We start from the raw sequence: 20,140 nt of genomic DNA, 5'->3' as shown, positions 1-20,140 counted from the left end.
TGTATGAAAATTAAAAGGGTACGGCATTTGTTTATGGCAATAATACCTGATCTATGATATGAATTACCCCATTTGTTGCCAGCAAATCGGTTGCAGTGATAGTAGATGCGGTATCATTTCCTGAGCCTTTAACGGTGGCTACAGTTCCTAAGCTAATTTCCAATGTGCCTCCCTGGAATGTTGGTACATTTGAACCATCCACCAGATCAGCGCTAAATACTCGGGCACCTGCAATTACATGATAGGCCAATACATTCAGAAGAAATGCGGGATCAGCCTGATTGATTGCATCAACCGTACCTAATCCGGCTGCAGCAAATGCCTGATTAGTGGGAGCAAATACAGTAAAAGGCCCATCACTACTCAGAATGGCAGCCACGTCTGTTCCGGTTTCTCCGGCTTTTATTACAGCAGCAACTAACAGACTAAGGTTGTTGTCGGAGGCAGCAAGTGCTACAATATTTCCAGGCGCGGGAATTAAAACCCGGTCTACAACATGAATTACCCCATTCACACAATCAATATCAGCGATGATTACCTTAACTCCATTTACAAATACATTACCACCAGTAGTGCGGGTTATATACAATGGCTGCCCATTGAGGCTGGATACAGGCGTATTGCTTGCCTGAGGAATTTCTCCGGCAAAAACTTCATCACCTACTACATGGTAAAGCAGAATGGATTTCAATACTTCCACAGGAGCTTTAGCAATATCTGAAACGGTTTTAAATCCGGCTGCCTTGAATGCATCATTGGTAGGTGCAAACACCGTTAAATTTGCTTTTTTATCATTCAAAGCAGGTACCAGACCGGTTCTTGCAACAGCGGCCTTAAGCAAGCTGAATCGACTATCTGAGGCAGCCACTTCCCAAATAGTTTTCTTCTTTGCCTGATTTTTCCAGGGTGGAGGTATGGGGCCCATTTTCTGGCAACCTACAAAAAACAGAGAAACTAGCAGCAATACAACCCAGTAGCGGGCAGCTTTTAAAATAGTTTTGTTGAGCATAGTAATATGTTTTGAATATTACACCTGAAACAATTGTTAAGATTTTAACAAGGGAGTGAATTGTGGCTTTTGTGGCGTGAATCATCCCGCATTTACCGCGAGTCAATTTCACCGGTCGGGTGGCACCCGACCGGTGAAATTGGATATATTCGCGCATGTTTGGACTTGTATTTTTTGTCTGTTTATTGGTGGCGCTTTATATATGGAAGCAGTCAGAAAAGAAAAAAATGACCGCTATTGAAATCCCGGATAACCTGTCGGCTACATTAGAAAATAAAGTCAGTTATTACAGGTCGCTGCCGGAAATTGATAAACCAAGATTTATTGAAGAAGTGCAACAATTTTTATCAGAGACAAGAATCACCCCGATTGGAACAACCATTGATGATACGGATCGGATTCTGGTTGCGGCCAGTGCGGTAATCCCGATTTTTGGATTCCCTGAATGGCATTATACCAACCTTACAGATGTCTTGATTTACAATGATCGCTTTGATGAAGAATTTGACACCAAATCGCGCGACAGGAATATTCTCGGAATGGTTGGATCTGGGGTTATGAATCATAAAATGATTCTCAGTAAGGCGGCTCTCAGAGAAGGGTTCTCCAACAAAACGGATAAAAACAATACCGCCATTCATGAGTTTGTACACCTCCTCGATAAAGCGGATGGAGCAGTTGATGGAATTCCGAAAGCGTTGTTATCCCGGCAATATACAATACCCTGGCTGGATCTGATTCATCGGAAGATAAAAGAAATAAAAGAAGAGGATTCCGATATCAATCCATATGGAGGTACAAGTCAGACTGAATTTTTTGCAGTTGCCGCAGAGTATTTTTTTGAACGCCCGGATTTGTTACGATCAAAACATCCCAAACTTTATTCAATGATGGAAAAAATATTTAAACAGACCCCTCCTACCCGTGTGTCAAAACCAAAACCGTAAGAGCAACCGGGCCATGTGCTCCAATTACCAGCGATTGTTCAATATCTGCTGTTTTTGATGGGCCTGCAATAAATACCCCAAATCCCTCCTGATTAATCTGAATTTCCCGGTAAGCATCGTGCATGGTTGCCACCAATTTATCAGCTTCTATCAGGATCACCAATTCCTGGCATATAAAGGGTAGAATTCGATTACCCATTGCCGTTTCATTTACCCAGATCGCACCATTTTCTGCTACACCGATACTACCTTTAATATAAGCACGATCAACTGCTTCCAATGCAACAGCATTTTGTGAAACTTCATCCATTTTGGCGGGATCTCCAATCCTGTTAATCAGCAATCTACCCTGTTTTTGTTCTGCCTCCAATTCTTCATTCAGCATAGAAAGATCATCCAGCAAACGTACTTGTCCACCTACCATATTTACAAAATGTGCAAATGAAGTTAAGAGGTCAGCCATAACCGGCACAACTGAATAATCCAATATGGGCAAGGGACGTAAGGCCGGTTGAGATGCTTTAATTGCTGAAAGAATATGATCTCGGTTACTCATGAGCGTTGTCGTTTTTTATACCATTCCTGAAAGCTTTCTTCGGGAGCATCCGGCAGCTCCCGTTGTTTGTACCAGGGGTTCCATCTTTTACTTTTTGCAACTGAGGGAAAATTCCGCAAAACCCAGCGGGCAGTTGAACCTGCCATGCGATATACTGCAGGTTTTGCAAGTATCCAGGCCATCAGTTGCATGCCGATTTTTTTGGATGGCTCTGTCAGCCCTTCCGCACTTATCACCTGCCGCCATTTCCAGAGTTGTTCATGAATATTTATTTTAACCGGACAAACATTGGTACAGGAGCCGCAAAGAGTTGAAGCAAAAGGAAGATCAGCATTTGCTTTCATATCCAAATTGGGATTCAGAATAGATCCTATTGGTCCGGCAACGGCAGTATGATAACTGTGTCCGCCACTTCTTCTGTAAACCGGGCAGGTATTAAAGCAGGCAGCACATCGAATACATTTGAGCGAATTTCGAAAATCTTCCCTTCCAAGCTGGCGGGAACGTCCATTATCAACCAGCACGATATGCATTTCCTGGCCGGGCCGGGGACAATGAAAATGACTCGTATAGGTAGTGATCGGTTGACCTGTCGCACTTCTGGCAAGTAAGCGCGTAAATACACCCAAATGTTCTGCTTTTGGAATGATTTTTTCAAACCCCATACAGGCGATATGAATTCGAGCCGCATGCGCTCCCATATCAGCATTGCCTTCATTGGTGCAAACAACGATTCCACCTGTTTCAGCTACTGCAAAATTAACACCCGTAATCGCCAACTCTGAACTCACAAATTTTTCCCGCAGATGAATACGCGCTGCATGAGTCAGATATTGAGGATCAAAATTGCCTTTTTCAGTATTCAAATGTTCATGGAAGGTGTCACTTACATCTTCTTTTTTCAGATGGATGGCTGGCAGAACAATATGACTGGGGGCTTCCTCCCGAAATTGTACAATCCGTTCACCCAGATCCGTATCAACGACCTCAATTCCTTTTGTCTGCAGATAGAAATTCAGATGACATTCTTCTGTAAGCATACTCTTGCTCTTCACAATTTTCCGAATGCCTGCCTCCTGGATAATCGAATGGATAATGCGATTATGCTCCTCAGCATCACTGGCCCAATGTACTTTCACCCCATTTGAAAGTGCATTCTGCTCAAATTCAACAAGGTAATTATAAAGATTAGAAAGTGTATGATCTTTAATATCAGAAGCCCATTGACGTAATTGCTCCCATTCCGGAAGCGCGTTTGCAGCACGATCTCTTTTTTGCCGCACCCACCAAAGCGTCTGATCATGCCAGTTAGTTCTGGCTTCGTCTGAATTAAATTTTTCAGCTAAGGAAGCGTGTTGACTACTCATACCCGGCATTTAGAATTTCAGCGATATGTATCACTTGAACCTTACTGTTTTTTCGTTTAAGGATTCCCTGAAGATGCATCAGACAACTCATGTCACCTCCCGTAATAAATTCCACCTGATTCTCTTCATGTTCCCGGATTCGATCCTTACCCATTTTAACACTTACAGCTTCTTCAAATACACAGAAAGTGCCACCAAAACCACAACACTCATCCGATCGATCAGGGAGTACCAATTCCAATCCACTGATTTGCTGAAGGAGGCTGGCCGGTTTGGAGAAATAAGGTGCAACCAACTCAGACATAGAAGAGAGATTCAATCCTCTTTGTCCATGGCAGGAATTATGCAATCCAACTTTATGTGGAAATTTACCTTTGAGTTGATTTACCTGCAAAATATCCGTAAGAAACTCCGTTAATTCAACTACTTTTCTTCGTATGCTATCCGCCTTATTGGGGTATTGTGTGGAATGCAGGTGCTCTTTTATATGAAGAGTGCAGCTTCCGGATGGACAAACGATAAAATCCAACCCATCGAAATTCTGAATAAAGTTCTGATCGCATCCATATGAAAGACTGGCAAACCCGCTATTGGCCATCGGTTGTCCGCAGCAGGTTTGGTTCATTGGAACTACCACCTTACAACCCAGCTTTTCAAGCAGTTGAAGGCTGGCGATTGCTACCTGTGGGTAAAACTGGTCAACATAACAGGGAACGAATAAGCCCACCGTGTACATGAAATCCTTATTTTATGCGAATTTGAACAAATTACCGCTTCGCTATTAGGTAAATATTATCCGATGCTAAAGGTAAATTATCTATAGAACTAACTATACTGAGCTATGCTGACTTTTTAGATCAGCATTTACCAACTAAGTTTTAAGCGGGTATTTTTATCTACAAGCGTATCCTTTGTCAAATTGCCAAATTGTATTTTATACCTTCCCGTTTCCTGCAAAGTAAATTCTATTGCCGCGCTATCCGATTTATGTACTACTATGCGAATTGGTTGTTTATCCTCTTTATTTACCTTCAAATAACTTATATCCTGGTCACCTGGAAAAAATTGCAATTCACCAGGTTTACAGGCAAGTCCAAATGTTTGATTTGCCTGAACACTACAGTCTTTCGTTGACAACTGGTAATTGCTTTCATTTAATACAACATGATATTTTTCCCCACGTAAAATATAATCGAAATTAGTTCCATTCAATTCAGAAACCATAGCCGGATTTAAAACAAATCGATTCCAACGAGGTTGAATACCATAAATATCTGAATACAAAGCAACTACACCTGTACTTATACCTGCCAGAATATCAGACCCCAATCCTTTCTGTGTTTTTCTGCTGTATCGCTGAGATGAGAGTCCGTCTATTTGGTATTGTTTCAACAGGTTTTTAATATATTTCAATGCCAATTGCCTGTCGTACTGAACGTAGGAACGAATCCCGATTCCTCCCCAGGAAGGGAATATATCACCGTTTTCATAGGTTGGGAAAGGCCAGTTATTTTCATGTACTTCTTCTCTTTTAAAGGAATCAAAACAAAGCGGCCAGTGGAATAGATTTTCTGCCGAGGTGCGGCGTTCAATCTGATCAAGAATTATTTGGACTCTGGTAGAATCGTCGCAAATTCCAGATGCAATTGCCATAAAATTCACAGGCGTTACCAGATTGTCTCCATGAATGGATCCATCGGCATCTCTCCAATAAATATATTGATGCTTTTCGGGAGACCAGAATCCTCCTTCCTGAACCGGGCGATTAAAGGAATCTTTTAATTTCGCAGCAATAGATTGATAAGAATCTGCCGCAGTTTTATTGTTTAACAACAATTCACAGGCAGCCCATTTTCGAAGCGCACTATACAATTGCGCATTTACAAAAGTATTTTCATAACTGGCCCAAACAATATCAATCCAATCACTTGCCTTACCCTCTCCTGTTGTACGATTCATCATTTCATAAATTCCATTCCGGTTTTCATCGCGCTTTAATAACCATTCCAGCGCTTTTTCACAACTTGCCTGATGTGCCATTAGCCAGGTACGATCACCGGTAAGATCAAACAACTCAGTTACGTTCAGAACATAGCCTGTCTGGGAATCGATTGTATATCCCCACATGGCTTCATAATAACCGGTCGAATCATTATAGGTTCCGGGTATTTCATCTCCTCTTTCATTGTGCCAGCGGGAAAGAACACGACCATCCGGCAGCATGGCTAAATCCCGCTCCTGATCCAGGGTATTGGCAAGGTTTCGGGTATAATTACTATCCATTACACCCACAGCTATTTGTGCAAAAAAAGGTTCATGCATACATTTCCAATTGGTCAACCAGCCGTTTGCACCAACAATACCATTATCAACTACACCATATCTCGCCGTTGTATTCAATAATTCCCGAACCGCCTCGGCAGGAATCGATTTTAAATCACCCCGATTAAATTCCTCTGCATAATTGAAATACGATAGTATATAAGAAGCCGAAATTTCACCTTTTGAAACCTGAAATGGGGCGAATACATCAAACTTACCATGAACCATCCTGCTAAGATGATGGCGTTGTTTAAGTGCTTTTTCTGTAACAAGATTTGTGCTTGTAAATACACCGTTTTCTCCCTGAGAAAATTTAGTCGCGATTTCTGTATTACCAATACCAGTACCCTGTATTGACAATCCATTACCAGTGGAATCATTCCAGAATTTTGTACCGCCAGTGTGAACTCCATAGGTATCATTTATTGAACGCAGGTATTTACACCATACTACACCCCCATTATCAAGAATACCCCCTTTCCAGGTTACTAAATCAGCAAAATTCCACTGAGGAAAAGCAGCATCTTCTGCAATAAAATCCTGGTTAAAGGTTCTGCTTATTGACCATGTAATTGTTGATGAATCTAGTTTGAATTCCCAATTTTCCTCAAGCATCAAAGAATCCGAACCAAACATTATTTCGGTAATCCGAACCAGTTTATCCTGAATTTCAACTTTTGGTAAACCATTCAACTGACGAGAACTAATCGTGTCGGTTTTGGTAGTAACACCCGTGTAAACTCCCTGTGGAGATAAAGTTGTTTTACTATCCACGTCAAGTTTTCTTATAAAACAACCATTTGCATAGGAAATCTCCATTTTCAGTTTCCCCTCCTGCGTACAAAGAGTAATGATTTTGTTTTGCTCATCATGCAAAATCTGTTTATTGACGGATTGACTGCGGCATGCAAAAAGGAAAAGCAGCAGGAATAGGAAGTATTTATTTTCCATTAATATCCAGTTCATTAATTTGTTTTTTATACTCCGCAGGTAACAAAACGCCTTTTAGCAACCAATCCATTTTCATTACCCTGCTTAATTTATACAACGGCACTACAGGGGTTAACAAAGAAAAATCTGCAAACTGCAATAATTTTTTTACGCGATCGGGCACAACGAGTTTTTGCCCCTCTGTCAACACTTTAAATCGCATTGCCCCCAGGTGTTTTTTATACTGCAGAAAAAGATCAGACGTATATTCAGACTTTTCTAAATCTGACTGCAGGTGTTCCTCCCGAACCGGCAGCCATTGCTGGTAAGTAACCGGTAATTCTTTCAAACCCATTCTGGTACCTACCCGATAAAAAACATCGTATACTTCCTGCTTCTCCGGATCTTTGAGTTTTCTTTCCAATAATTCAAAAGCAGCAATTGAATAATAAATCAGCATAAATAACACATCCCGGTAGGCCCAGTCCGGGATTGTTGCTCCTCTTTTACTTTCCACTGATCCATGAATTTTCCGAAGGGTATCAATGGCATAATTCGCTTCTTCCATAGAAGTAAAAACAATTTTCCTTGCATATTCAACAGTGGAAAATAGTCTTCCAATCGGATCTGCCGGCAATTTACCTGTAAAATATAACCAATCCACCGCTTTATTCAAGGCAAACTCAGCGGATGCACCCGCAAAGATGAAAAGGATGGTATCGCTTTTACCCCAGATTTTCCTGACGATCGAATTTTCCTCCACAAAGTAGGTCATTGAAACAGGTGATTTCTACTAAGTTAAGCCAGAACTGCCATACAAGATTTGTTCAAAATCGCCTGATTTTGCCATCAACTGCTATCTTAGCAACTAAAGCTGGTGTTTCATGAAAAAATATGTTTTATTGACTTTATTGGTATGCGGTACAGGAACCATTTATGCTCAATCTGCTTTAGGGCCGCTGACAGTTGAAAAAATAATGAAAGACCCTTCCTGGATCGGCTCCTCCCCTTCCAATCTTCAATGGGGAGCAGATGGTACAACTCTTTATTTTAATTGGAATCCTGACAATGCACCTGCTGATTCCATGTATTATTTAAGCAAAGGAAGTACCATCCCGCAAAAAATAACAGTTGCACAGAAAAAAGACCTGATTTTCGCCCATAGTCTGGTTTATAATAATGCCAGAACGCAATACCTCTACACCAAGGATGGAGATCTTTACTTCGTTGATTTAAAATCAGGAATAACACGACGTATAACTGAAACAACAGCTTATGAAACCAATCCCGTGTTTTCATTTGACGACAGGAAAATAGTTTATCAGCAAAATCAGGATCTCTTTGCATGGGATCCGGTTAATGGCTCAGTTCAGCAACTGATTAATTTTCAGAAAACAGCACCACCCTCAGAATCAAATCGAAAAGAAGGAAATATACAGGAAGACTGGCTAAAAAAAGACCAGCTGAAGTGGTTGCAGGTTGTGAAAGAACGTAAAGAGAAAAAAGAAGCAACGGAAAAATATAATAAATCATTGCCCAAATTAAGAGAAGTGCCGGCTGTATATTACGGTGATAAAACTGCTCGTACTATTCAGATCAGTTCTGATGGGCGATATATCAGTTATATATTGCTTAAGCCTGCTGCAAACTCCAAAAGAACAATTGTACCCAATTATGTAACAGAAAGTGGATTTACGGAAGATATTCCCGCAAGAACCAAAGTGGGAACGGCCTTTGGAAGTAGTGAATTATTTGTATACGATCGCCAAATGGATACCATTATCCAGATTAAAATTGACTCGCTTCCCGGATTGCACGATTTGCCTGATTATACAAAAGACTACCCTGCAATAAACAATAAAGAAAAATCGATAAGGAATATTTCTATAGGGCGGATTAACTGGTCTCCCAAAGGTGCGATTGCCATTGTCGAAATTTATTCTGGCGACAATAAAGACAGGTGGATAGCAATGCTGACTCCTGAAAACGGAAGCTTAAAACTGGTAGATCGCCAGCGGGATGAAGCCTGGATTGGTGGTCCCGGTATCGGTTCCGGAGGATGGATAAATGAATCAGCTTACTGGTTTCAGTCTGAAGAAAGCGGATATTCCCATTTATACAAGTATGATCTGGAAAACGACAAGAAAATTGTACTTACACAGGGAAATTTTGAAATACAATCCGTTCAACTTTCCAGGGACAGAAAATATTTTTATGTTTCATCCAATGAAGTGCATCCCGGAGAAAAACAATTTTATCGAATTTCAGTTAATGGTGGTAAAGCAGCGCGGCTCACGCATTTAACAGGTGCCAATCAGGTTGTATTGTCACCCAATGAAAAACAACTGGCCTTTTTACACTCCTATACCAATAAACCATGGGAATTGTATCTGCAGGATAATAAGCCCAATGCCAAAAGCCAGCAGATTACCAATAAAGCACAGACGGAATTATTTAAATCCTATTCCTGGAGAGATCCGGAACTTGTTCAGATTCCTGCTGCTGATGGGAAAATGGTATCGGCACGCTTATATCATCCCGCTAAACCCGATCCATCCAAACCAGCCGTTATCTTTGTACATGGCGCAGGTTACCTACAGAATGCGCATAAATGGTGGAGCAGTTATTTCCGCGAATATATGTTCCATAATATGCTGGCAGATCAGGGATATTATGTATTGGATATGGACTACAGAGGCAGTGCCGGTTATGGCCGGGATTGGCGTACAGGGATCTATCGCCACATGGGAGGAAAGGATTTATCTGACCATATTGATGGGGCAAAATGGCTGACTGAACAATACGACGTGGATCCTAAAAGAATTGGCATCTACGGTGGTTCATATGGAGGTTTTATCACCTTAATGGGATTATTTACTTCTCCTGGAACTTTCGCTGCAGGTGCCGCCTTAAGACCGGTAACAGATTGGGCTCATTATAACCATGGATATACCTCCAATATTTTAAATACTCCCTCTGAAGACAGTATCGCTTACCGCAGAAGCTCACCCATCTATTTTGCAGAAGGTTTGAAAGATCATCTGTTGATCTGCCATGGTGTAATAGATGTAAATGTGCATTTTCAGGATGTGGTTCGTCTTAACCAACGTCTGATCGAGCTGGGAAAAGAAAACTGGCAGGTTGCCCTATATCCGGTTGAAGACCATGGATTTGTAGAGCCATCCAGTTGGACTGATGAATATAAACGTATCTATAAATTATTTGAAGAGGTATTAAAAGACAGGTAAGCTAAAAATAAAGAGTGAATGCAACTCGCGAAACATATTCAAAAATTTACGGGACTTGATGATAATGTTGTTGCAGCGATTTGTAATAAATTTACCCAAATTACTGCCCGTAAAAAAGAAATTCTTTTAGAAGAAGGACAACGCTGCTGCCACTATTATTATGTAGAAAAGGGCTGTCTCAGATTATATTTCACCGATGATAAAGGAGTAGAACAGACTATTCAATTTGCGCTGGAATCCTGGTGGATGACAGATTTGAATGCATTTAATAAAAATTCAAATTCATCTTATTCTATTCAATCACTGGAAACAAGCACGATAATGGGTATTGAAAATAAAACGTTACAATCCCTGATGGAAAAACATCCTGCATTAGAAAAGTATTTTAGAAGAATTTACGAAAGAGCCTATTCAGCTGCATTATTCAGAATGAAAGTATTGAGATTGCCAAAAGACATCTCATACAATATGTTTGAGAAACAATATCCGGAATTCGTTCAAAGAATACCACAAAAGATCCTGGCCTCCTTCCTCGGATTTACTCCGGAATACCTGAGTGAATTAAGAAGAAAAAAGGCAAAGCATAAATAACATAAATACATTTCTTAAACCAGCTTAAGATTTTATACGCCAGATCTCGCCATTTTTGTCCAATCATTAAACAATCATAAACAGACAAATATGGAAAACAGAATGAACATACAGCAAATTCAACCGGCTGCATATAAAGCATTAATAGGGCTTGAAAATTACCTCGCAGGCACCAATCTCAATAAAACACAAAAAGAATTGATAAAAATTAGGGCCTCTCAAATCAATGGATGTGCTTTTTGTATTGATATGCATACTAAAGACGCTATTAAATATGGTGAAAGTAATCAACGTATTTTCCTTTTGAATGCATGGAGAGAAACTGATGTTTTTACAAAAGAAGAAAAGATTATTCTGGCAATCACAGAAGAAATAACACTAATTCATCAACATGGACTTAGTGATGAAACCTATGCAAAAGCCAAAGAATTTTTTTCCGAAGAATTAATTGCTCAGATAATCGTTGCGATTGTTACAATCAACGCGTGGAACAGAATTGCAATCAGCACAAGATTGCCTGTACTATAAGCTGATCTTCTCAATTAATAAAGCAGCACCTAAAGCAGATGCCTGGGATATTTCGGAAGTTTGAATTTCTATACCTGGAAATGATTCCTTTAGAAAATGCAGGAATAGTTTGTTTTTTGCAAAACCACCATCAATAAAAATCAGGCGGATTTCATTTGTCAAAACCCAACGCATAGATTGAACCTGTATTTCAACAAGTTCAAAGATCAACTGATGATATGCTTCCGATGCTGATTTGAATGATTCAATATTTCTACTCCGAAAACGCAGGGAATCAATAGGTGTCTGCTTTCCCTTTTCTGCTTCGAACCCTGCCAAATCAGTCTTTGGAATAAAGGATAAATTAACTGTCGATTCCTCAACTGATATTTTAGATTGTTTAAATTGTTCAGCAATTCTTGTAACCTGAGCTTCATGTTCCTGTCCCGCAAATAGTCTGGATGCCATGACGGGGTTTCCATTAAACATCAGATAACAAAGACAATCTGAAAGTAGTTGATCTTTAGTTAATGTTTGATTATTAAATGGATTCAGCGTAATACACCAGGTACCGGTAGACAATAACACAAATGGAGTTTGTGTATTCTGAAGATAAGGAAGCAAAGCTCCCGAACTATCATGCACACCGATACCGCACCAAAATGAATGGTTTTTGTACTCTACCCTTTCTTTATGATTGGAGGGAAATAAAGGAGCCAGTTTCTCTGAAAGCCCTTCCAACTCAACCCAGGCATGGTACTTCATCTTATCAAAATTCCAAAGTCCTGTATGACATCCTACACTGGTAAAATCAGAACATGCCAGCTTTGTCAATAAATAAGCCAAGTATTGTGGCAAATGCAATGCATATTTTATTCGACTGAAGAGCTCCGGTTGCTCATTTTTTATGCGATATAATTGCAACCCGGAATTCAGGCTTCCCAAAACCGGAGAAGCTGTTTCTCTGGACCAACGTTCAGCTCCTCCATATTTATCGAGCAGCGCCTTTAATAGAGCATCCGGATATGGTTTGAGATAGTTATAAAGAGGAGTTAGTGGTTTCCCTTTGTCATCAATATATACCAGACTTGCGCCATAGGCAGAAAAATTAACTGCTTTTAAAATCCAATCAGGACGCTGAAGAATAAAATCAAGCCCCGAAAAAACAAACTGTTCAATTTCCATCAGGTCATCACAGGAAAATCCATCTTCATCCTGAATTTCTTCAATGCGTTTTGATACCTGTTCAATCAACTCAAATTGATCATTAAAAATGAGCAATTTCTTATTTGTTTTGCCGATATCAAATATGGCTATAACCGCTATCACAGGCATACAACAAATTATAATCCGGTTGCTGTTGTTTTTTCACCCCTTACTTTAATAAGGTCAGCTCTTACCGATTGTTCACGGAATAAACGCAGGGGTTCTAAAGCGCCACCGTTGCGTAGTCTTGCCTCTGCTACTAATGGGCGAACATCCGTCCGATAGGCCGCCTGTAATAATTCCTGGCATTTCACCACATCACTATTTTCCTGTGCATTTTTTAATGCTTTAACATCCACCAACAAGGCTTGTGAATAGGCAATGAGAATAGCTTCAACTGACTGGAGCAAATCTTCCAAAGGATCTTTTACATTATGTGAAGCATCGATCATCCACCCCAAATCAGTTGCGTGATTCATAGATCTTGCATTCATTCCTTCTACCAGTTCATTAAATATCAGGAAAAGCTGGTATGGATTGATGCTTCCAACAGTGAGGTCATCATCCCCATACTTGGAATCATTAAAATGGAAGCCGGCCAACTTCCCTTCCATCAGCAGCAATGCCACAATCTGCTCTATATTGGCATTGGGTAAATGATGACCTAAGTCTACGAGTGTAAATGCCTTTGGTCCCAATTTATTTGCAAAGAGCAGTGATTGTCCCCAATCACCAACAGTCATACTATAAAAATTCGGTTCAAATGCTTTGTATTCCACGAAGAGTTTCCAGTTTTCAGGAAGTGCTGCATAGATCTCCTGCAAGGATTCAAGTGTACGCTCAAAGGCATTTCTGAAATTTAGCTGACCTGGGAAACAGGAGCCATCCGACAGCCAGACACTAAGAGATTCTGAACCCAAATCAATACCATGTTTAATAACTTCAATGTTATGTATTATAGCCTGTTTACGGACGGCTTTATCAACATGTTGAAGAGAGCCAAATTTATAACTGTATTCCTGTCCGGGCTGATCCTGAAAAGTATTGGAATTCATGGCATCAAATCGCAGTCCATAATCTGCAGCAAGTGCTTTGATGGCAGACGGATTTGTTGGAATATCCCAGGGTATATGCAATGAAATGGCACCACTTGCCCGATTTAACTGATTAAGAAGTGCAATATCCTCCATTTTTTCTTCCAGATTTCGGGGTTCGCCTCCACCTGAAAACCGACCAAAACGTGTTCCTCCTGTTCCCAATGCCCAGCTCGGAATTGCTACCTGAAATGCTGCAATTAAGCTGATTACCTCTTCCACATCAGGAAATTCATTTAATAATGGAGCAAGCTTCAAAGAATGCAATTTCTCTCCTTTGCTATTGTGTTGCTCAATCTTGCTTTTTTCAAAAATCATGACAATCGTTTTAATCAGGACAGATAAAATACTTCTTTCAACGGTATGCTTACCGGACTATTATCCGGATTTGTTTCCATCAGATCTTTCATATATTCCCACCATTTTTTCATAATCGGTTCATCCGGTAATAAATCCAGTTTCGCAGAATCCTGAATAGTCATCACAGCAAAAAGATAGTAAGAATCCGGATCAAGAAAAATAGAATATTCACTTATTCCGGTTTGCTTTAACAAGTTTTGCAATTCGGGCCAGATAGCATCATGCCGTTTACGATATTCCTGTTCTGCACCAGCATGCAATTTCATTTTGAATGCAATCTTTTTCATTTTTTCGGTTTTGCATTAACGTAAAAAAGCCATTCCAACTCCGCCATCCACATTCAATGCATTACCGGTCGATTTTTTCAGGAGACCTCCAACCAATGCGAAACATGCATTCGCGATATCTTCCGGCAATATGATTTCATTCAATAGAGTCCGTTTCGCATAATAAGCCGGGAGTTCTTCTATTTTTATACCATATGCTTTTGCTCTTCCTTCTGCCCAGCCACCCGACCAGATATTACTATCGGCAATAACGGCGTCCGGATTCACCGCATTCACCCTGATTTTATCAGCACCCAATTCAGCAGCCATCAATCTGGTCAGATGTGCCTGCGCAGCTTTTGCTGAGCCATAACCCGGATTATTGGGTCCGGCTACCACTGCGTTTTTTGAAACAATATTTACAATGTCGCCCCCCATTTGCTGTTTTCGTAATACCGAGATGCCAGCTTTAGATACCATAAACTGACCTTTTACAAGAATATCATACAATCGGTCCCATTCTTCCAGACTATGATCAGCAATTGATTTCGATATACTGATACCTGCATTATTTACGATGATATCAACACCTCCGAATTGCAGCGCAATTTGTTCAAAAGCAGTTGATATGCTCTCTTCATCCGTAACATTTAATAAGGCAGAACCAACGATATCTTTCCCGAACAAATCAGTGAACTCCTTCACTGCGCCATTCATGCGTTCTTCATTAATATCATTCAATAAAATACAGGCGCCTTCTTCCGCCATTTTTTTTGCGATTGCTTTACCAATTCCACCGGCACTTCCTGTAATAAGTGCAATCTTCCCGCTCAATGCCTTTGGTTTTGGCATGCGTTGCAATTTAGCTTCTTCCAATAACCAGTATTCTATATTAAATGCCTCCTGTCTTGGAAGAGATGTATACTCACTTACTGCTTCCGCTCCCCGCATAACATTGATGGCATTGATATAAAACTCCGCTGCTACACGTGCTGTTTGTTTGTCCTTTGCAAAAGTAAATAATCCGATACCGGGATAAAGCAAAACAACGGGATTGGGATCCCGCATGGCAGGACTATTTGCATGTTTGCAGGTTTCATAATAATCCGCGTACATGTTTCTATAAAGATCAAATGCCGGGGCAAGTTTAGTTTTAAGCGCATTGGTATCATCAAGATTCTCATCTTGATGTAGATCCAGAACAAGCGGACTTATTTTCGTTCGAAGAAAATGATCAGGACAACTGGTGCCCATGGGAGCCAGACGAGCAAGATCAACCGAATTGATAAATTCCAACACCCGTTCATCATCGGTAAAATGTCCAACCATGGATTGCTGACTACTGCAAAATCCCCTTAATACAGGTGCCAGCGCAGCAGCCTGTGCTAGTCTTTTTTCCTTAGGTGCTGATTTAATTTTATTGCCTCCAAAAACTGATCCTTTGGCTGCCACTTTTGATTCAATAAATGCTGCACATTGCTCCACTACTTCGAGTGTATTCAAATAGCAATCGTAGGCGGTATCACCCCAGGTAAAGAGCCCATGTGATCCCAGCATAATACCCCTGATACCCGGATTTTCATTCAGGCATTGCTGGAGTTTCAATCCCAGGTCAAACCCGGGACGTTGCCATTCAACCCATCCGATTTTTCCATTAAATAATTTTGCAGTAATGGATTTGCCATCCTTTGCTGCAGCTATCGCGATGGCTGCATCCGGATGCAAATGATCGATATGTTTAAAAGGTAGAAAAGCATGCAGCGGTGTATCAATGGAAGGGGCTTTACTGTTCAGATCAAAAATGCAATGATTGAACAGATCCACCATCTGATCTTCCATTTCAATTCCTTTGTAAATGGATTGTAATTGACGAAGCCGGTTCAGGTATAAAGCCGCCAATCCTGATTTTTTGAGCGTCCCAATATCGCCACCGGAACCTTTTACCCACATCACTTCTGTAGGTGATTCAGTAAGGGGATCAGCTTGCTGAACTTTGCAGGAAGTGTTGCCTCCTCCGTAATTGGTCAATCGCAAATCAGCTCCGAGCAAATTGGATCTATAAATCAACAGCGCAACTTCATCTCCCTCCATTGCAGCAGCCTTTTCAGGATCCCACAAATACGACACATGTTTAAATTGATTAGCAGTTGTAGACATATAATTAAATTCAAAGTAGAAGATCAGGTTCGGATGGAGTTACCATATCCCACAATTAATACAGACAGGATGATTAAGAAAATCCCAACCACAACATTTCTTCTTGTTGCTGACGATACACCCTTCCATTCTTTTAATATGAGCCCCCATGCGTTTGCAACCAAAATTATAAACGCCATATGCAGAATCCAGGAACTAGGGCCATTTCCCAGTTTACTCTCTCCCATTCCATAAAAGAAAAACTGAAGAAACCAGGTTGTTCCGGCTAATGCGCAGAATAATAAATTTTTTATTACAGGTACTTGTTTCTTTGTATAATCACCAAAACTTTTATTGCGAAAGTTTAGATACAGGCACCAGATCAGATTGGTAGTAAGTCCACCCCATAAAACCACCACATAGGTTACATTATTCTGGAAAAGGAATTCTCCCTCACCGGGATGAACTGCTTTCCATATTTCATTGGCCTCAATTGCCATGGGCTTGCCGGCTTCCAGTCCGAAATTGAAACAGGCACTAAGAATACCACTTACAATCGATACCAGGAGTCCAATCCCAAATCGGAATTCCTGACTGATTGAATTAGTTATTGTGATGGCAGTTAATTGTTTTTCCTTTTGCATCCCTGCCTTTCCGCACCAGATAATTCCTACAATACAAACCAGCAATCCAGCTAATATGGTTAATCCCCAGTTAGTACCGGTTAGCATTCCAATTGTATCCTTTCCCAGATCCGGATTGTATTGGTAATAGATGGCAGGGATTAGTGCACCAAACACCATGCACAATCCAAGGATTATACTGCTGCCCAATGAAACTCCCAGGTAACGTACTCCAAGTCCGTAGGTTAAACCCCCAATGCCCCAAAGCAGACCGAAGAAATAAGTCAGGGCTAAAGTTGATCCACCTGCTTCAGCAATAATGCCTGTGAAATCCGGAATGGTGATCCATGCCGCCAGTGGGGGAATAATTAACCAGGAAAATAATCCTCCGATGAGCCAGTAGGTTTCCCATGACCAGCCTTTAACTTTTTTGTACGGAATGTAAAAACTGCCTGAAGCAAATCCGCCGATAAAATGAAACAGAACTCCTAGTATGGCTTGCATGTATAGTTTATTCAGTTAGCAAAAGCAATCTGGCATAAAACTACAGGTAAGCCCCCGAACAACTGTCCTGCCGTCACCCGACCGGTGCCACCGGTCGGGTGAATTTAATGGATGGTATAGCGGTAGGTCAGGCCATAGGTTGCGGGGGGTGCAATATGCACCGCACCGAAATCATACGCATAGGAAATATATTGCTGATCGGTAAGATTCCGGCTCCAGAAGAAAAACTCCGAGCGCCGGGTATAAATCCCAGCCCTTGCATTCAAAAGCTGATAAGGAGATTGCCTGATTGAATTGGAAAGATTGAAAAATTGTTCACCCAAATAAAGCCACTCACCGCGCACCAAAATACCCATGTGTGCCCGTGGAATAACCAACCGCTTGTACTGCACCGCCAGCATGGAGGTTACAGAAGGTGTAAATAATTGTCTTTTGCCATTCAGGTTCAACTCCCCACCATTACTCGACACCTTGAGCGAACTATATTTAGCCCTTGTAGTACCAAAACTATAATCAAGTTCAAGTCCCTTGAATGGTTTTGCAGCCAGCTCCAGCTCCAAGCCCTTGCTTAGTAATTTTCCCGTATTTCTGGTAATGGTAATTGCATCCGGCAAAACCAGTGTAGGCACCTGCGCATCGGTGAGCTCTGTATAAAAAACAGTAATGCCTAACCGCAGTTTGCGATCCAATAACTCCTGCCTAAAACCCAATTCAAGATTGGAACTGTATTCAGGTTTATAAGAAAAAAGTGGTGGCTGGGAAGGATCAGAACCCAAACTTGTTAGTCCACCTGTTCTGAATCCACGGGTAAAATTCGCAAATACCCGTCCTTGAGCATTTATTGAATAACTGATACCCACCTTAGGAGAAAATGCGGAAAAACCTGCAGTAGCCGATGTATCCGGACGGGTAATCATCGGATCAGCACCATCGGGCTGAAATTCACCCAAGACATTCATTTTTTTAGACTCATAATCATACCGCAAACCAGCCAGCAGATTCCACTTATCCGAAATTGCATATTCAGCCTGTCCAAAAAATGCCAATCCGCGATTGCGGGCTTTAGATGTTGTAATTGAAGCAAAATTGGTCATTGGTGCTCCAATCATTTCGGCATCTTCACCAAAATAAGTTGCCTGTTTAACAGGTGCTACCTGTGAGAAAAAATAAGCGCCTGCGGTCCAGTTTAATGAAGAAGCCGATGGCGTATTATTCAAACGAAACTCCTGTGTCCAAACATTCACTTTGTTATAGTCTTTCCCATAATCATTAATAATTGAAACAGCATCCAGGGGAGAAAAATCACCGTCCAATGGCGACTTATAGTAACGATAATTTTTCTGATAGGCTGTCTGTGAACTGAATAATAATTTATTGGAGCGATGTTGTACAGACAAACTGGCATTCTGCGTATTATCCATCATTTTACCCACAGCATTCTGACTCAGCACATAGGGATCAGCAAGTGCTGTCTCCACTCCATTTACCAAAGGAAACGCACCCCAATTCTGGTTATTCTGATGTTTATAATTAGCTGTTATCGTCCACCTGGAATTAAACAGGTATTTCAGGAAATAATTCCCACTAAAACCCTGCTGATCATCAAAGCTATTATTATAAACCACATTTTTATAATAACCATCCCTGCCCTGAATCATAGCGGTGGCACCAAAATAAAGGCGGTTTTTCAGAACCGGCGTTTGTAATCCGGCCGTGTAACGGAACTGATCATAATTGCCATTGGTCAGTTCAACAAAAGCTTTTGTTTTATTGGAAGGCTGTTTTGTAATGATATTGATTACGCCACCCATCGCATTACGTCCATATAAAGTACCCTGCGGACCACGTAATACTTCTACTCTTTCCACATCATTTAATTGAGGGATATAGGTATCCAGACTGAACTGATTCACCCCATCCACATATACTGCAACAGCGGGATCATAGGAAGTAGTTGTTATACCCCGGATACTGATCACATTTCGATCATCTCCTGAATGCCCGGCAAAAAAATTCGGAACAATACCAGTAAGTTCCCGGGTATTCCATAAACGATATTGGTTGATTTGTCTGGCAGACAATGAACTTATGCTGTATGGAAGAGTCACCAGACGCTGTTCCTTTTTTTCAGCACTTACGATTACCTCATCTAATTGACTGGCTGATTCAGACAGACTAATTACAAGGTCTGTTTTTGATTGGGACAACGCTACATCTTCAATCCTGGTTGCAAAGCCAACAGCAGAAACTTCCAGTACATAGTTGCCCGCAGGTAAATTCGTGAATAAAAAGGCTCCGGAAGCATCTGCACTAATGGAACGATCCGTATTCAATAATCGAACAGAAGCATTTTCAATGGTTCGGTTACCCGTTCCCGTAATACGCCCTCCCAGGTTTAATCCCTCCTGTGCTTTTACAGAAAATTGAACTAATATCAACAGAAATCCAATTAAAAAACATCCAAGATTTTTCAT

Annotated in this window: 16 protein-coding genes; 4 read left to right on the top strand and 12 right to left on the bottom strand. The window is 40.9% G+C overall.

The features are described from left to right. Positions 1-31: 31 nt before the first annotated feature. Positions 32-1,009 (bottom strand): fasciclin domain-containing protein, encoded by a 978-nt coding sequence (locus tag B2746_RS22385; RefSeq protein ID WP_290799318.1) that lies wholly within the window; start codon positions 1,007-1,009, stop codon positions 32-34. A gap of 155 nt (positions 1,010-1,164) precedes the next feature. Between B2746_RS22385 and B2746_RS22380 the strand changes: the two genes are divergently transcribed. Further along, the gene (locus B2746_RS22380) at positions 1,165-1,956 is read left to right on the top strand and encodes a zinc-dependent peptidase (protein ID WP_290799316.1); all 792 of its coding nucleotides are present in this window, start codon (positions 1,165-1,167) and stop codon (positions 1,954-1,956) included. Here B2746_RS22380 and B2746_RS22375 read toward each other — a convergent pair. From B2746_RS22375 to B2746_RS22355, 5 genes are all read right to left on the bottom strand, one after another. Continuing rightward, positions 1,928-2,512, bottom strand: coding sequence for a LutC/YkgG family protein (locus B2746_RS22375; RefSeq protein WP_290799314.1), 585 nt, complete (start codon positions 2,510-2,512; stop codon positions 1,928-1,930). The two genes, B2746_RS22380 and B2746_RS22375, sit on opposite strands and share 29 nt — an antisense overlap. Next, the gene (locus B2746_RS22370; RefSeq protein ID WP_290799312.1) at positions 2,509-3,879 is read right to left on the bottom strand and encodes a lactate utilization protein B; all 1,371 of its coding nucleotides are present in this window, start codon (positions 3,877-3,879) and stop codon (positions 2,509-2,511) included. The genes B2746_RS22375 and B2746_RS22370 overlap by 4 nt, the downstream gene beginning before the upstream one ends. Further along, positions 3,872-4,615, bottom strand: coding sequence for a (Fe-S)-binding protein (locus B2746_RS22365; protein WP_290799310.1), 744 nt, complete (start codon positions 4,613-4,615; stop codon positions 3,872-3,874). Before B2746_RS22365 ends, B2746_RS22370 begins: the two co-directional genes overlap by 8 nt. A 128-nt stretch (positions 4,616-4,743) precedes the next feature. Beyond that, positions 4,744-7,167 (bottom strand): hypothetical protein, encoded by a 2,424-nt coding sequence (locus B2746_RS22360; protein ID WP_290799307.1) that lies wholly within the window; start codon positions 7,165-7,167, stop codon positions 4,744-4,746. Continuing rightward, entirely contained in the window at positions 7,142-7,906 is a 765-nt protein-coding gene (locus tag B2746_RS22355; RefSeq protein ID WP_290799306.1) for an oxygenase MpaB family protein, read from the bottom strand. The genes B2746_RS22360 and B2746_RS22355 overlap by 26 nt, the downstream gene beginning before the upstream one ends. Positions 7,907-8,015: 109 nt before the next feature. Here B2746_RS22355 and B2746_RS22350 point away from each other — a divergent pair, with 109 nt between their 5' ends. From B2746_RS22350 to B2746_RS22340, 3 genes are all read left to right on the top strand, one after another. Then, complete coding sequence (locus B2746_RS22350) at positions 8,016-10,379, top strand: S9 family peptidase (RefSeq protein ID WP_290799304.1); 2,364 nt, start codon at positions 8,016-8,018, stop codon at positions 10,377-10,379. An 18-nt stretch (positions 10,380-10,397) separates the two neighbouring features. After that, the gene (locus B2746_RS22345; protein WP_290799301.1) at positions 10,398-10,970 is read left to right on the top strand and encodes a Crp/Fnr family transcriptional regulator; all 573 of its coding nucleotides are present in this window, start codon (positions 10,398-10,400) and stop codon (positions 10,968-10,970) included. 90 nt (positions 10,971-11,060) lie between these two features. After that, complete coding sequence (locus B2746_RS22340) at positions 11,061-11,498, top strand: carboxymuconolactone decarboxylase family protein (RefSeq protein ID WP_290799299.1); 438 nt, start codon at positions 11,061-11,063, stop codon at positions 11,496-11,498. Here the strand turns inward: B2746_RS22340 and B2746_RS22335 are convergent. The 6 genes from B2746_RS22335 to B2746_RS22310 form a co-directional block, all read right to left on the bottom strand. Next, positions 11,493-12,812: an FGGY-family carbohydrate kinase gene (locus B2746_RS22335; protein WP_290799297.1), complete on the bottom strand. Its 1,320-nt coding sequence runs from the start codon at positions 12,810-12,812 to the stop codon at positions 11,493-11,495. The two genes, B2746_RS22340 and B2746_RS22335, sit on opposite strands and share 6 nt — an antisense overlap. Before the next feature lie 8 nt (positions 12,813-12,820). Beyond that, positions 12,821-14,095, bottom strand: coding sequence for a TIM barrel protein (locus B2746_RS22330; RefSeq protein WP_290799295.1), 1,275 nt, complete (start codon positions 14,093-14,095; stop codon positions 12,821-12,823). A gap of 14 nt (positions 14,096-14,109) precedes the next feature. Beyond that, positions 14,110-14,424 carry an L-rhamnose mutarotase gene (rhaM, locus tag B2746_RS22325; protein ID WP_290799293.1) on the bottom strand — a complete coding sequence of 105 codons (315 nt, stop codon included), beginning with the start codon at positions 14,422-14,424 and terminating at the stop codon, positions 14,110-14,112. 15 nt (positions 14,425-14,439) lie between these two features. Then, entirely contained in the window at positions 14,440-16,560 is a 2,121-nt protein-coding gene (locus tag B2746_RS22320) for a bifunctional aldolase/short-chain dehydrogenase (RefSeq protein WP_290799291.1), read from the bottom strand. 23 nt (positions 16,561-16,583) lie between these two features. Continuing rightward, complete coding sequence (gene rhaT, locus B2746_RS22315) at positions 16,584-17,666, bottom strand: L-rhamnose/proton symporter RhaT (RefSeq protein WP_290799289.1); 1,083 nt, start codon at positions 17,664-17,666, stop codon at positions 16,584-16,586. A gap of 104 nt (positions 17,667-17,770) precedes the next feature. Beyond that, positions 17,771-20,140 carry a TonB-dependent receptor gene (locus B2746_RS22310; RefSeq protein ID WP_290799287.1) on the bottom strand — a complete coding sequence of 790 codons (2,370 nt, stop codon included), beginning with the start codon at positions 20,138-20,140 and terminating at the stop codon, positions 17,771-17,773.

Source organism: Flavihumibacter sp. UBA7668 (assembly GCF_002483205.1).
Lineage (GTDB): Bacteria > Bacteroidota > Bacteroidia > Chitinophagales > Chitinophagaceae > Flavihumibacter.
This window is presented reverse-complemented; position numbering and strand designations above follow the sequence as displayed.